Source organism: Halopiger xanaduensis SH-6, assembly GCF_000217715.1.
Lineage (GTDB): Archaea > Halobacteriota > Halobacteria > Halobacteriales > Natrialbaceae > Halopiger > Halopiger xanaduensis.
Genome location: NC_015666.1, coordinates 360,878 through 374,005, shown reverse-complemented (window position 1 = coordinate 374,005; position 13,128 = coordinate 360,878). Strand labels below are relative to the sequence as shown.

The window sequence follows — 13,128 nt, the reverse complement described above, 5'->3', positions numbered from 1 at the left end:
TCGCCGACTGCCGACCGCCGTCAGTCGCCCGACACCCACCGCTGCACGTGGCCGAACTCCTCCCGGATCGCCCGCCGCTTCACGAGGAGGAACCCGACGACGATCAGGCCGAACCCGAACAGCGTCATCGCGTCGACGACCTCGTCCAGATAGAGCCAGCCGACGACCGCGGCGAAGATCGGCGCGACGTACGATACCATGTTGATCTCGACGGCGCCGAGCCGCTCGAGCAGGTCGAAGTACAGCAGGAAGCCGATCGCGCTCGCGCCGACCGCCAGGTACGCGAGCGCGCCGAGGGCCTGCGGGTCGGTCCAGGTCGCCGGCTCGAATGGCTCGCCGAGCGCGAGGCTCACGCCGTGGAGCAGGAGGGCGCCGCCGAGCATCGACCAGGCTTCCATCGTCTCGATGGGCAGCGAGGCGTCGATACGGCGGGTCAGCACGCTCCCGAGGGCGAACGACGCCGCGGCCAGAAAGACCAGCAGTTTGGCGACGGCGTCGGTCGCGAACAGGTTCGAGGGATCGGGCTGGGCGATGACCGCCACCCCGACGAGTCCGATACAGACGCCGGCCATGCCCGCGGGCGAGAGGGCGTCCGAGGGCATCAGCAGTCGCGCGAAGCCGGTCGTGAGGACCGGCGAGAGGCTGACGACGATCGAGGCGGCGGCAGCGGTCGTGTGCTGCTGGCCGACGAAGAGGAACGCGTGGTAGGCGGCGATCAACAGCGCGGCGCCGACCGCCGCAGTCGCCCACTCGTCGCGTCCCCTGGGGTACCACGTCTCGCCGTCCGCGCCGTCCGCACCGCCGACGGCGTACGCCGCGTAACCGAGCATCAGGAGGCCCGCGACGTCGTACCGCAGCGCCGCGAACAGCACCGGCGGAAGATGCTCGAGGCCGGCGCTGATCGCGACGAACGCGGTTCCCCAGAGGGCCGACAACACCAGGAAGAGTCCGAAGTTCCGATAGCGGCTCACAGCGGCGGTTACCGCGGCACCGTTCAATGTGTTTCGATTCGAATCACGTCGTGCTCGAGGACGTCGGCCCAGCCGAGACCGGTCACTCGGTCACCGGTTCTGGCGGACTGGGGTTGGGTACGGGTATAGTGTCGGATACGAGGTTCAGACGGTGCTATCTCGATGGTCTCGGCCGGTGTCAATAGGAGAAGAGAAGCCGCGAATGCGCTGCGGTACCGGGAGGGTAGTATCGCGCCCGTCGCAGTCGAGTATCGACGTCGGCTCCCGGCCGCTTACAGGACCGGCCGCTTGCGGATCTCCGGGACGTCCTCGGTCTGTTTGAATTGCTTCAGCAGCGGTTTGATGTCGTCGAAGCCCTCGGCGAGGACGATGTCGCCGCTTCGGAGGTCGTACTCGACGATGTCGTAGTCGGCGAGGCGGGGCAGGTGGTTGTGGACCAGCGTCACGTACACGCGCTGGCGGGCTTCCTTCTCGATCGTTTCGATCGGTTGCTCGTGTTCCCAGGCGGTGATCTGCGTGATGAGATCCTCGATGTTCTTCTCGCCGTCCTCCGCAAGCAGGTAGAGCAGGTAGCGTCGCTTCGATTCTGCGAGTAAGGAACAGGCGGCCTCCATCCGAGTGGCGCTCGTCGTCATAGTAGAGTGGATGCATCGGGTGGTATTACACCTACTGCCAATACAGATAGGAGCGCTGCGCCGTACAATCAGCGATTTTGATTGAAAACGGCTGCACGGAAGAGCGGGAGAATACCGGCTACGAGGCGGGGCTGCCACCTCACTCGCGCCACGAACTGGGGTCGACGGCGTTCGGCGGCGACTCGCCGTAGAGGTGGCAGGCGACCGGCCGGTGCTGTTCGGGCGCGGACTGCTCGTCGGTTCGCAGATCGGGGTGGGCGCGCTCGCAGACGCTCTCGTACTCCGCTCGCAGTCGCTCGGCCGCGGCGTCCCAGTCCGAGGTAGCCAGTTCCGCGAGCGCCTCCTCGACGATCTCGTCGTGGGGCGACGGCAGGTCCCGATCGAGCAAACGCTCTTTCAGCGCCGCGACGAACGCCGGCACGTCCGCCTCCGGGACCGGGCCGTCCTCGAGCGCGAACTGTCCGTCCTCGCCGACCGACTCGAGGGAGATGTCCTCCCCTTCGATCCGCTGGCGGAGGTCCATGAGCTCGCGGTACGTCTCCTGTTCGATCTCGAGGTCTTCGGGCGGGATCACCGCGGGACAGCGGGTGCGGAATCGGCAGCCGCTGGGCGGATCCCGCGGCGAGGGGACGTCGCCGGTGAGCGTCTCCCGGTCGCGTTCGCGTTCGTCCGTCGAGGCCCGCGGCACGCTCTCGAGCAGCGCCTTCGTGTAGGGGTGTTTCGGTACCTCGAAGAGGTCGGCGACGGGGCCGATCTCGACGATCTCGCCGAGGTACATCACGGCGACGCGGTCGCAGACGTGGCGGATCACCGAGAGGTCGTGGCTGATCAGCAGGTAGGTGAGGTCGAACTCGTCTTGCAGGTCGTCCAGCAGGTTCAGGACCTGCGCCTGCACGGAGACGTCGAGCGCCGAGGTCGGCTCGTCGAGCACGAGGAAGTCGGGCTCGAGGGCCAGCGCGCGGGCGATGCCGATGCGCTGGCGCTGCCCGCCGGAGAACTCGTGGGGGTAGCGGTCGAGTTGGTCGACCGAGAGGCCGACCCGCTCGAGCAGGTCCCGAACTCGCTCGCGGCGTTCGTCCTCGGTGCCGACGTCGTGGATGTCCAGGGGCTGCTGGACGATGTCGCCGATCGTCATCCGCGGGTCGAGACTCGAGAACGGGTCCTGGAAGACGACCTGCGCGTCGGTGCGGAACTCGGTGAGGGCCTCGCCCGCGAGGTCGTAGACGTTCTGTCCCTCGAACTCGACGCGGCCGTCGGTCGGCTCCTGGAGTCGGAGCAGCGTCTCGCCGGTGGTCGACTTCCCGCAGCCGGACTCGCCGACGAGGCCGAGCGTCTCGCCCTCGTAGATGTCGAAGCTGACGCCGTCGACGGCGCGGACGGCGACCCGATCGTTTCCGAGCAGCCGGTCGAGCAGCGAGTCGTTCTCCCAGAAGTACTTCTGGAGGTTTCGGACGCGGACGAGCGGCTCGTGCGATCGTCGCTCGACCGCTGCATCATCGTCTGTATCTGCGTCTGTGTCCGCGTTCGTCCCTGATTGCGGCGTGTCAGTGCTCATCGCAGTTCACCTCCGGTGCCCGCATCGTCGGCGGCGGGTTGCGCCCGATCGTCCGCCGTCGCTTCGCCGGGCTCCGCGTCCTCGGGATCGGCGTGTTTGTCCCCCGCCGGCCGTTCGTCCTCGCCGAAGTAGCCGTCGGGCAGCGCCCGCGACTCCTGATACGCCGTTTCGGCGAGCACGCAGCGGGCTGCGTGGTACTCGCTCCCGTCGGCGTCGTACTCCGGCGGATGCTCGAGGCAGTCCTCCATGGCCTTCGGGCAGCGGTCCGCGAAGTGACACCGATCCCCCATCTCGTGGTCGAGGAGGCTCGGCACGTTGCCGGGGATCGGCTCGAGGCGACCGCCCGCGTCCTCGAGGTCCGGAATCGAGCCGAGCAGCCCCTCAGTGTAGGGGTGGACGTGGTCGTCGAAGACGTCCTCGAGCGTGCCGCGTTCGACGATCTCGCCGGCGTACATCACGCCGACGCGGTCGCACATCCGCGCGATGACGCCGAGGTTGTGGGTGATCAGCAGGATCGTCATGCCCGTTTCCTCCTGGAGTTCGTCCAGCAGGTCGAGCACCTGCGCCTGGATCGTCACGTCCAGCGCGGTCGTCGGCTCGTCGGCGATCAGCACGTCGGGTTCGCCGGCCAACGCCTGCGCGATCATCGCCCGCTGGAGCATCCCGCCGGAGTACTCGTGGGGGTACTCGTCGGCCCGTTCGACCGGGTCGGGGATGCCGACCAGCTCGAGCAGTTCGACCGCGCGCTCGCGGCTCTCCTCGGTGACGTACTTCTGGGAGGGGAGGACGGTCGAGAGCACGAAGTTGCCCAGCGAGTACTCCGACGACTCGGTCCGGGAGCGCGTCGAGCGGGGGTTGGCGCTGGCCCGGCGCTGGACTTCCACGGCCTCGGCGAGCTGTTCGCCGACCGTGAGGCTCGGGTTGAAGCTGCTCTCGGGGTCCTGGAAGATCATGCTGAAGGAGGTTCCCCGGAGCGAGCGGCGGATCCGTTCGGGGATCGCCTGCAGGTCGACGAAGTTTCCGTCGACCGCCTCCGGATGGTCCTCGCGGACCCGGTCGGCCAGATCGGCGTCGTTGAACTCGATCGTCCCGTCGACGATCTCGCCGGGCGAGTCGATGAGGTCCATGATCGATCGGGCGGTAACGCTCTTGCCGGAGCCGCTCTCGCCGACGATGCCGAAGACCTCGCCCCGCTCGATCCGCAGATCGAGGTCGTCGACGGCGTTTACCTGTCCCTGTTCAGTAAAGTAGCGAGTCGAGAGTCCGGTGACGCGAACGATATCTTCGGGCATCTTCGTCTTAGACACCTCCTTCGCCCTCGATGTTCGGGTCGAGGGAGTCCCGTAGCCAGTCGCCGAGCAGATTGATGCTGATCACTGCGAGCACGATCGCGATCCCGGGGATCGTCGAGACCCACCAGGCGGTCCGCAAGTAGTCCTGGCCCTGGCTGATCTCGTACCCCCACGAGAGCGTCGTCCCGGAGAACCCGAGATAGGAGAGTGAGCTCTCGAGGAGGATGATCGCCGCGACCTGCAGCGTCGCGAGCACGATGATCGGCGTGAGGCTGTTCGGCAGGACGTGCTTGAGGAGGATCGTCCGGTTGCTCGCGCCGAGGCTCCTGGCGGCTTTGACGTACTCCTCGTTGCGGATCGAGAGCGCTTCGCCGCGGGCGACGCGGGCGAACCAGACCCAGTTGACCAAGGCGACGACGAGGGTCACGGTCCCCGGAAGCACGGCGTACTCGGGCATCCCGTCGACGAGCCCCGACAGCACGATCGGATCCGGGATGTACTGCACGCTCCGCCCGAAGACGCCGATCAGCGCGATCGCGAGCACGAGCGACGGGAACGCCAGCATGATGTCGGCGATCCGCATCATCGAGTCGTCGATCCGGCCGCTGAAGTAGCCCGCGACCAGCCCGAACGGCACGCCGACCGCCGCGGCCAGACCGGTTCCGATCAGGCCGACCAGCAGCGACGTTCGAGCGCCGTAGAGCAGCCGCGAGTAGACGTCCTGCCCGAGGTTGTTCGTTCCGAGAATGTGCTCCGGCGTCGATTCGACGGTGTGGGAGACCCGTTCCCGGCCGTCGTCGGTGTCCTCCCAGGTGTGGGTTTCGTAGTCGAAGCCGATCGGCGGGTACGAACTCCCCTCCTCGTCGAAGTAGCCGGTCGTGTTCGGGTTGTGCGTCGCGAGTATCGGTGCGAACGTCGCGACCAGGATGATCACGACGGCGATCGAGAGCCCGAGTTTCGCCATCAGGCTCCGGTCGAACTCCCGCTTGAGGTTCGATTTGAGTCGGTCCGAGATCATTCGTCGGTCACCCGCGGATTGAGCGTCGCGTACAGCGCGTCGACGACGACGTTGATGACGACGAACCCGACGCCGATGAAGATGAGCACGCCCTGGATGACGGGCCAGTCACCGGCGTAGAGCGCGTCGATCAGTCGGCGGCCGAGGCCGGGCCAGTCGAAAACGGATTCGGTGATGACGGCGCCGCCGATCAGCGTCCCCAGTTGCAGGCCGAGCACCGTGATGATCGGGATCATCGTGTTCCGCAGGACGTGCTTGAACCGGATCAGGACGCCCGGCAGCCCCTTCGCCTCGGTCGCCGTCACGTACGGTTTCCCGAGTTCGTCGATCATCCCGCTTCTGGTCAGCCGCGTGATCAGCGCCGTGAAGTACGTCCCCAGCGTGATCGCGGGGAGCGTTACGTGTCTGAACCAGGTGATGAGGTCGTTGAAGTAGCCCGTCGTCACCAGCGAGTACACCGCCGTCCCGAAGCCGACCGGGCGCTGGCTCACCGGGAAGACGCCGAGTTGGACCGGGAGCAGCAGGATCAACATGATCCCCAGCCAGAAGTTCGGCGTACTGATCCCGACCAGCGAGAACAGCGTCGCCCCGTAGTCGGCGGGGTCGTGCCGTCTGGTCGCGCTGATGACGCCCAGCGGGATGGCGATCCCGATCGCGACGATCGTCGCCGCGATCGCCAACTCGAGGGTCGCCGGGACGCGCTCGAGGACCATGACGGTCACGTCGCGACGCGATTGGTACGAGTAGCCCAGGTCGCCGACGAGGACGCCCTGGACGTAGTCGACGTACTGGACGTAGAGCGGTTCGTTCAATCCCATCTCCTGGCGGATCTGTTCGCGCACCTCGGGGGACGTCGACGGATCGACGATCAGATCGATCGGGTCCCCCGGGGCGACCGCTCTGAGGCCGAACGTCACCGTAATGACGCCCCAGATGACGAACACGCCCTGGAGAAGACGTTTTATCAGAAACTTGGCGAGAGACATCGATTCCTTTTACCTGACAGTTGTTGGGGTGGTGTGCGAGTACACCTCTTTCGAACTCCGGCGCGGCGGTCGACCGGCAACGTGCTGACGGTCGACGCCGTTTCGTCGGCGTTCGATAGCCGGATGGCGATTCGGAGGGCGATTCTCGTTTCGCGACCGGTTATCGGTTACGTGCTCATCTCGTCCAGCAAGATGCTCTCGTCGGCGCGGGGGTCCCAGTCGACGTCGGAGCGGATCCCGTAGATGCTCTCCTCGCGGTGGAGGAAGACCCACGGCGCCGCCTCGTGGAGGTCGGCGTTGATCTCCTGGAGCAACTGCTCGCGCTCGTCCGGATCGCTCGTCTGCTGGCTCTCGAGGATCTTCTCCTCGATCTCCTCGTCCTCGAAGTTGTAGGCGGCCTGGCCGCTGACGAACCACGGCGCGAGTCCGTAGTCCGCGTCGTAGGTCGGGTTGCCCCAGCCGATGAGGAAGAAGTCCGGCGAGGTCGACGGATCGGCGTCGAGGGACGACTCGGTGATCGTCTCGAAGTCCGTGATCTGGAAGTCGCACGAGACGTTCTCGAGTTGGTCGATCTGCTGGGCCGCGGTTTCGGCGACCTCCGTGTCGTTGAGGTAGCGCCCCTCGGGCGACTCGAGGGTGATCTCGACGCCGCTGTAGCCGCTGTCCTCGACGAGCTGTTCGGCCTGCTCGAGGTCGTGCGGGTACGGGTCGAGGTCGTCGTTGTAGCCGAAGATCCCCTCGGGGATCGGCTGGGAGGTCGGCGAGCCGAAGCCGTCGAGAACGTTCTCGATGATCGCGTCGACGTCGACGGCGTAGTTCATCGCCTGGCGGAACTCCTGGCTGTCGAACGGCTCGTCGTCGTTGGGCATGACCAGAAAGATGTTCCGGAGGCTGGTGACGGTCCGCACCTCGACGTCCTCGGCCTCGTCGATGTTGGCGACGTCCGACGGCGGCACGTTGACGACCAGATCGCTCTCGCCGGTCTCGAGTTCGGAGACGCGGGTGCTCGCCTCGCTGGCGCCGCGGAACCGAACCGGATCGAGGTCCGGGGTCTCGCCCCAGTAGTCGTCGAACGTGGTGAACGTGATCTCCTCGTCCGGCGTGTACTCGTCGACCTGGTAGGGACCGGTGCCGTTCAACTCGTCGGTGACCGGCTGCTCGCGCTCTTCCATCCACTCCTGGCTGACGACGGTGGCGACGGTGGCCACGTTGAACTCGACGATCGAGGGGACCGACTCGTGTTCGATCAGGACCGTCGTGTCGTCCGGGGCTTCGGCGCCGACGACGCCGGGGTAGCGGTCGGCCTGCTCGCTCGCGATGCCGACCTCCTCGTCGACGGCGCGGTTGATCGTGTACGCGACGTCCGACGCCGTCATCTCCTGGCCCTCGTGGAAGACGACGTCGTCCCGCACGGTCAGTTCCATCGTGCTGTCGTCGGGGTGAGTCCACTCCTCGACGATGCGCGGCTCGAGTTCGCCGTCGGGCGTGATGTCCCACAGCGGCTCGTAGACCTGATCGAGCACGTTGTAGGTCGGGGCGTCGTTGTGGCCGTTCGGGTCGACGGTCGTGGCGAACTCGCCCTGGGTCACGACGAATTCGTCGTTCGAACTGCCGCCGGAATCGTCGATACAGCCTGCAATCGAGGTAAGTCCGGCAGTCGTCGCGATGCCGGTAAGCTGGAGGAATCGTCGCCGATCCAATTCGTTATGTCTAGCACCCTGCATACCCGAGAATTACAGCGATCCCACTTATACATAGTGGTAACAACTACCATGTTGTGGTGTTTTGTGAACATATCTCCACCGAGGTTCGGGGTCAGTAGCCGAGAGGAACAGCGATTCGGCGGCTGAATCCAGGGGTAAGTTTAAGAAATCCTCGGTTCGTACTACGGGTATGGCCGCTCACGGCCGGTCCGCACTGCGGGACCTGTTCGACGAGTCGCCCACGCCCCACATCGCCCACCCGCCTCGGACCCACCATCGAGACTTCTACGTCGCTACCGATGGGTCCTTCCGCGAGTCGGGCGGTGGCCTGGGCGCCGTCATCGAAACGCGCGACGGCACCCGCGTCGCACGCATCGCGACCGCGGATACGCCGCCGGACAACAACGTTGCCGAGTACCGAGCGCTGCATCTCGGCCTCGACGTCCTCGCCGCGCGAGCGCCCCGCGACGCCCGCGTCGGCGTCCTCGTCGACCACGACGCGCTCGCGAGCAACGTCAACACTGCCATCCTCGCGACGAACCACCCCGACGGCAAGCCGCCGCAACCGCTCTCGGTGCCGGCGGCGACGCGGTATCACTGGCGCGGGATCGAAGCCCGGCTCAGCGGCTTCGACGAGGTTCGCGCGGCGCGGATCGACAGCGATCAGAACCCCGCGCACCCGCTCGCGAACACGCCGGACCGGTACCGACACGTCAATCAGGAACCCGACCGCTGCGTGCTCCCCGAGCCCCTCGAGTCCCGAACGGCGTCGGGTGCCGGGACGGGACCCGGAGCGAACCCCAACGAGGACGCCGAGTTCCCGCCGCCGTCTCGCGCCGATCGCCACAGCACCAGCACTAGCGCCGGGGCTGGCGGGAGCGGGCGCGCCTCCGACTGACGAACCACACCCCACACACCGCGCACACCGCGCGCATCCACTCGACAATCGTCACCGTTATTCCGCCACCGCAGAGAGTCGTCTCCGATGAGTCTTCGCGTCGCCGCCGCCGCACCCTTCATCCAAAACGGGACCACTCGCCTCGAGGAAGGCGAGTTCGTCGTCGCGCTCTCGCTGGATCGGGACTGGTTCTCGCCCGATCAGGCCAAGCGCCTGATCGACATCGCGACGCGCGAGGGACTGCTCGAGCGCGACGGTGACGACCTCGTGGCCGGATTCGACCCGTCGGAGGTGACGGTCCCGGAGGAGTTCGTCCCCGACGAAGACATTCTGCAGGAGCGGTCGGCGTTCGAACGGGTGCTCGACGCGCTCGTCGCCGACGGCGCGGAGAAACACGAGGCCGTCGGCGCGATCAACGCCCTCCAGGGCGACCTCGGCGTCACGATCGAGGCGGCCGCGGTCGTCTACGCCCGCCGCGAGGGGCTCGACGTGGACGATATCGCGCCGATCGCCCGCGACGCGATCGTCGAGGCCGGGACGGAAGCCGAACCCGAAGAGCGTTAGTCTCCGCCGGCCCGACGACCCGCATGGTCGAGGATCGGATCACCGACGGCACGCGGATCGCACAGCTGTTGTCTTCGGAACTCGACGGCCGCGAGGACGGCGGCCTCGAGCGCGTCGCCGTCACCAACGCCGACCGCGACGTCGAACCGACGGCGGACGGGGCGCGGGCGTACGACGTCTCGTTGTATCGCTCGCGTTCCGAAGCTGATACCGACGAGTCCGACGAGGACGAGACCCGACTCGCGCAGGTGTTCGTCCAGGAGGACCGTGCCCGCCTCGAGTTCACCGAGGGGCAGGACGTCGCGGCCGAGGCTGCGGGCGACCTCGAGCTACGCGTCCGGCCGAAGGCGACTCGCCCGCCGCGAACGCTGGTGTTCGTCGAGAGCGGCGCCGAGGTCAAGCGAGCGACGGACGCGGTTCAGGAAGCGGTTCGATCGGTCGCGACAACCGACTAGGCGTTTCCATCACCCGCCGATGAGAGATTAGATTTCGGTTCGCTCGAGGGAACCGGTACTCGCCTGGATCAGTCGGACGGTCTCCGCGGGAGCGTCCCAGTGCGGGTAGTGGCCACTCCCCTCGAACCAGTGTAATCGAGCGTCGGGGAACCGAGCCGTCGCGCGCGTCGCCTGCCGGGGAAGCGTTACCAGATCCTTGCGACCCCACCCGATCACGACTGGGCCCGGCGCGTCGGCCGTTCCCGGCTGCCCGGGGCCGAACGCCAGCCGCCGCAGCAGTTCGTCGAACACGGGCGAGTCGGCGAACGTTCGCAACTCTTCTCGGGCGACGTCGGCCGGGAGTTCCCACGGGCGCGCCGAGAGCTGGGCCAGAAGCAGGGTTCGACCCGCGGCGCTTTCGGTAAGCGGGGTCAACACCGGCTGGAGCAACCGGACGAGGCGGATCGACGGGGCGAGCGTCGCGTAGAAGAAGTACCGCTCCCAGCCCGTCCAGAATCCGCCGGGATCGAGCGCCACGGTCGCGCCGACGACCCCCCGACGCGCGAGTTCGAGGACCAGCCGTCCGCCCATCGAGTTTCCAACGATATCGACCCCGCGGAGATCGTTCGCCTCGAGAAACGACGTGACGGCGTCGGTCAGCGTCTCGATCGACGTCTCGCCGGGCGACGGCGGCGTGGCGCCGTGGCCGGGGAGATCGACCGCGATCACCTCGCGCTCGGCGGCCAGGTCGTCGAGGACCGGCAACCACGTCCGCCAACTGCCGCCTAGGCCGTGAACGAGGACGAGCGGCTCTCCCGTCCCTCGTCGTATGTGGTTTAATGGCATACTCTACGGAGTCGGTCCACTCCCGTAGAACTTCGCCCTGCCTCTCGCGTAGCACAGTGCTCCGCCGCGTTCCGTCTCCGCGAGTCCCTTACCTGTGGGACGAAAGATGTTGAGAGGCCGATGCGGGTCACTCGAGGTCCGCGAGCACCGCCGGCAGCGCCGTCGCGATCTCGCGCTGCTCCACGTGGGCGACCGCCCGCGAATCCGGATCGGGGCCGTCCTCGAGCAGCACCTGCACCGGGGTCATGCCGGCGTTGGTCGCGCCGGTGACGTCGGCGTCGACGTCGTCGCCGACGTAGACCGCGTCGGCCGGATCGACGTCCAACTCCGCCGCGATCGCCTCGAACGCGCGGGGGTCGGGTTTGCCGGCCTCGAGTTCGCCCGTGACCAGCGCCGCGTCGAAGGCGTCCTCCCAACCGAGCGTCTCGAGTTTGTCCCGCTGGGCGCGCACGGGGCCGTTGGTGAGCAGGCCGACGCGGTACTCGGTCCGGAGGTCCGCGAGCATCGCTTCGACGCCGGGGAGCGGCTCGAGCGCGTCCGCGATCGTCTCGCGGTAGGCCGTCGCGACGGCGGCCGGATCGGCGTCGCTCTCGCGGTCGGCCAGCAGGTCCGCGAAGATCGGCTCGCGCGACTCCCGCGTGAGGTGCCGGCCGTGGACCTCGAGGTAGTCCTCGCGCGAGAGCGACGGGGCGCCGACGGCGTCGACGGCGTCCTGTAGAATGGTCTCCCGGTCCCGGGTCGGTACCGCGAGCGTGTAGTCGAGGTCGAAGACGACCGCCTGTGGCATCGTAGCAGGTATGGCGGCCTCGAGCGGGTTCAAGGTATCCCTTCGGCTCGAGCGTCAGGAGAGGGCGACCACGACCACGGCCACAACCACAACCACGATTTCGACCCCGAACCGGACCCGGCGCGGCCGTCAGTCGCCGCCCGTTTGTGCCTGCGTCCCGGCGCGGGCCTCGAGTCGCGGCACGACGACGGATTCGATCCGGTCGGCGTACTGCATGAGCGAGGTGCCGAGGACGCTCATGACCAAGACGTAGCCGACGGCGAACGCGTAGATGTCCGCGGCGACGCCCTCCGCGAGGCCGGTGCCGGCCCCCTGGAGCGCCAGACTCGCGATGATCAGCGAGAACTCGCCGCGGGTTGACATCCCGAGGCCGACGCGGACCGACCGGCGCTCGCTTAAGTCGTAGATCCGACCGCCGAGGTAGCCGCTGACCAGTTTCGTCGGCGTCGTCGCGATCACCGCGACCGCGATGAGCCCCGCGACGCCGAGGAACAGCGACGGATCGGTAACGAGCCCGATCCAGAAGAAGAAGATCGCCGCGAAGGCGTCCCGCAGCGGCTCGAGCAGGTTCTCTAAGTCGTGGACGTGGTCGGTCGAGGAGAAGGCCATGCCGACGAAGAAGGCGGCGACGGCCTCGCTGACCCCGAGCGAGAGCGCGGCGCCCGCGATCAGCAGCGTGACGCCGAGCGCCCGGAGCACGACGAACTCGTGGGAGTCGGTGTCCAGACCGCGCTGGAACCACTCGGTGCCCAGGTAGACCAGCAGGAGGAGCGCGAGGATGAAGCCGACGGCGATCCCGATCTGTCCGAGCGCCGCGCCGACGTCTCCGCTGCCGAGCACCAGCGCGGTCGCGACGGACAGGTAGACGGCGATAAAGAGGTCCTCGAAGACCAGCGTTCCGAGCATCGCGTCGGACTCGTCGTTGGCGATCCAGCCCAGATCGAGCAGCGACTTCGTGATGATCGCCGACGAGGAGATATAGACGATTCCGGCGGTGAGGAAGGCCGGCAGGAACGCGCCGAACAGCGCGTAGCCGAGCACCAGCCCGACGCCGAAGTTGATCGCGAGGTCGACCGTCCCCGCTTTCCCGATGCGCTCCTTCGAGGCGAGGAGCCGGCCCAGGTTGAACTCGAGGCCGAGGAAGAACAGCAGCAGGACGATCCCGATCTCGTGACCGACGTAGATGAAGTCGGTCTCGACGAGCGCGAGGTCCGACCCGTGGGGCACGAGGTCCATTCCGAGCAGGGCCGGGAAGTCGACGGTGCCGAGGACGTGCTCGCCGAGCAGCATGCCGACGAGGATGTAAAACGGGATCACCGACTGGTTGATTCGGTTCGCGAGGTAACCGGCGACGGCGACGGCCACGAAGAGGACGCCGACGTCGATCAGCGCGGTCGATTCAGCAGTTGCCACTCGCGGTCACCTCCGGCGGAACGAAT

The 13,128-nt window shown here is 67.3% G+C and carries 13 protein-coding genes; 3 read left to right on the top strand and 10 right to left on the bottom strand.

The window, feature by feature from the left end; translation table 11 throughout:
- Positions 1-20: 20 nt before the first annotated feature.
- The 7 genes from HALXA_RS01835 to HALXA_RS01805 form a co-directional block, all read right to left on the bottom strand.
- On the bottom strand, positions 21-971 hold the full coding sequence (locus tag HALXA_RS01835) for a DMT family transporter (RefSeq protein WP_013878600.1): 951 nt from the start codon (positions 969-971) through the stop codon (positions 21-23).
- 272 nt (positions 972-1,243) lie between these two features.
- Entirely contained in the window at positions 1,244-1,606 is a 363-nt protein-coding gene (locus tag HALXA_RS01830; protein ID WP_013878599.1) for a DUF7344 domain-containing protein, read from the bottom strand.
- A gap of 139 nt (positions 1,607-1,745) precedes the next feature.
- Positions 1,746-3,161, bottom strand: coding sequence for an ABC transporter ATP-binding protein (locus HALXA_RS01825; RefSeq protein ID WP_013878598.1), 1,416 nt, complete (start codon positions 3,159-3,161; stop codon positions 1,746-1,748).
- Positions 3,158-4,453, bottom strand: a complete 1,296-nt coding sequence (locus HALXA_RS01820) for an ABC transporter ATP-binding protein (RefSeq protein WP_013878597.1) — start codon at positions 4,451-4,453, stop codon at positions 3,158-3,160. The genes HALXA_RS01825 and HALXA_RS01820 overlap by 4 nt, the downstream gene beginning before the upstream one ends.
- A 7-nt stretch (positions 4,454-4,460) precedes the next feature.
- Positions 4,461-5,471 (bottom strand): ABC transporter permease, encoded by a 1,011-nt coding sequence (locus tag HALXA_RS01815; protein ID WP_013878596.1) that lies wholly within the window; start codon positions 5,469-5,471, stop codon positions 4,461-4,463.
- Positions 5,468-6,457 carry an ABC transporter permease gene (locus HALXA_RS01810; RefSeq protein ID WP_013878595.1) on the bottom strand — a complete coding sequence of 330 codons (990 nt, stop codon included), beginning with the start codon at positions 6,455-6,457 and terminating at the stop codon, positions 5,468-5,470. Before HALXA_RS01810 ends, HALXA_RS01815 begins: the two co-directional genes overlap by 4 nt.
- Before the next feature lie 167 nt (positions 6,458-6,624).
- Entirely contained in the window at positions 6,625-8,181 is a 1,557-nt protein-coding gene (locus tag HALXA_RS01805; RefSeq protein WP_013878594.1) for an ABC transporter substrate-binding protein, read from the bottom strand.
- Positions 8,182-8,350: 169 nt separating this feature from the next.
- Here HALXA_RS01805 and HALXA_RS01800 point away from each other — a divergent pair, with 169 nt between their 5' ends.
- The 3 genes from HALXA_RS01800 to HALXA_RS01790 all read left to right on the top strand — a co-directional run bounded on the left by HALXA_RS01800 (position 8,351) and on the right by HALXA_RS01790 (position 10,077).
- Positions 8,351-9,058 carry a hypothetical protein gene (locus HALXA_RS01800; protein ID WP_013878593.1) on the top strand — a complete coding sequence of 236 codons (708 nt, stop codon included), beginning with the start codon at positions 8,351-8,353 and terminating at the stop codon, positions 9,056-9,058.
- Positions 9,059-9,145: 87 nt separating this feature from the next.
- The gene (locus tag HALXA_RS01795; protein ID WP_013878592.1) at positions 9,146-9,622 is read left to right on the top strand and encodes a DUF2240 family protein; all 477 of its coding nucleotides are present in this window, start codon (positions 9,146-9,148) and stop codon (positions 9,620-9,622) included.
- A gap of 23 nt (positions 9,623-9,645) precedes the next feature.
- Positions 9,646-10,077: a hypothetical protein gene (locus tag HALXA_RS01790; protein WP_013878591.1), complete on the top strand. Its 432-nt coding sequence runs from the start codon at positions 9,646-9,648 to the stop codon at positions 10,075-10,077.
- Between the two features lie 27 nt (positions 10,078-10,104).
- Here HALXA_RS01790 and HALXA_RS01785 read toward each other — a convergent pair whose 3' ends face one another.
- The 3 genes from HALXA_RS01785 to HALXA_RS01775 form a co-directional block, all read right to left on the bottom strand.
- Positions 10,105-10,902, bottom strand: a complete 798-nt coding sequence (locus tag HALXA_RS01785; protein WP_013878590.1) for an alpha/beta fold hydrolase — start codon at positions 10,900-10,902, stop codon at positions 10,105-10,107.
- A 127-nt stretch (positions 10,903-11,029) separates the two neighbouring features.
- Positions 11,030-11,689, bottom strand: a complete 660-nt coding sequence (locus tag HALXA_RS01780; RefSeq protein WP_013878589.1) for an HAD family hydrolase — start codon at positions 11,687-11,689, stop codon at positions 11,030-11,032.
- 129 nt (positions 11,690-11,818) lie between these two features.
- Complete coding sequence (locus tag HALXA_RS01775; RefSeq protein WP_013878588.1) at positions 11,819-13,102, bottom strand: cation:proton antiporter; 1,284 nt, start codon at positions 13,100-13,102, stop codon at positions 11,819-11,821.
- Positions 13,103-13,128 lie beyond the last annotated feature (26 nt).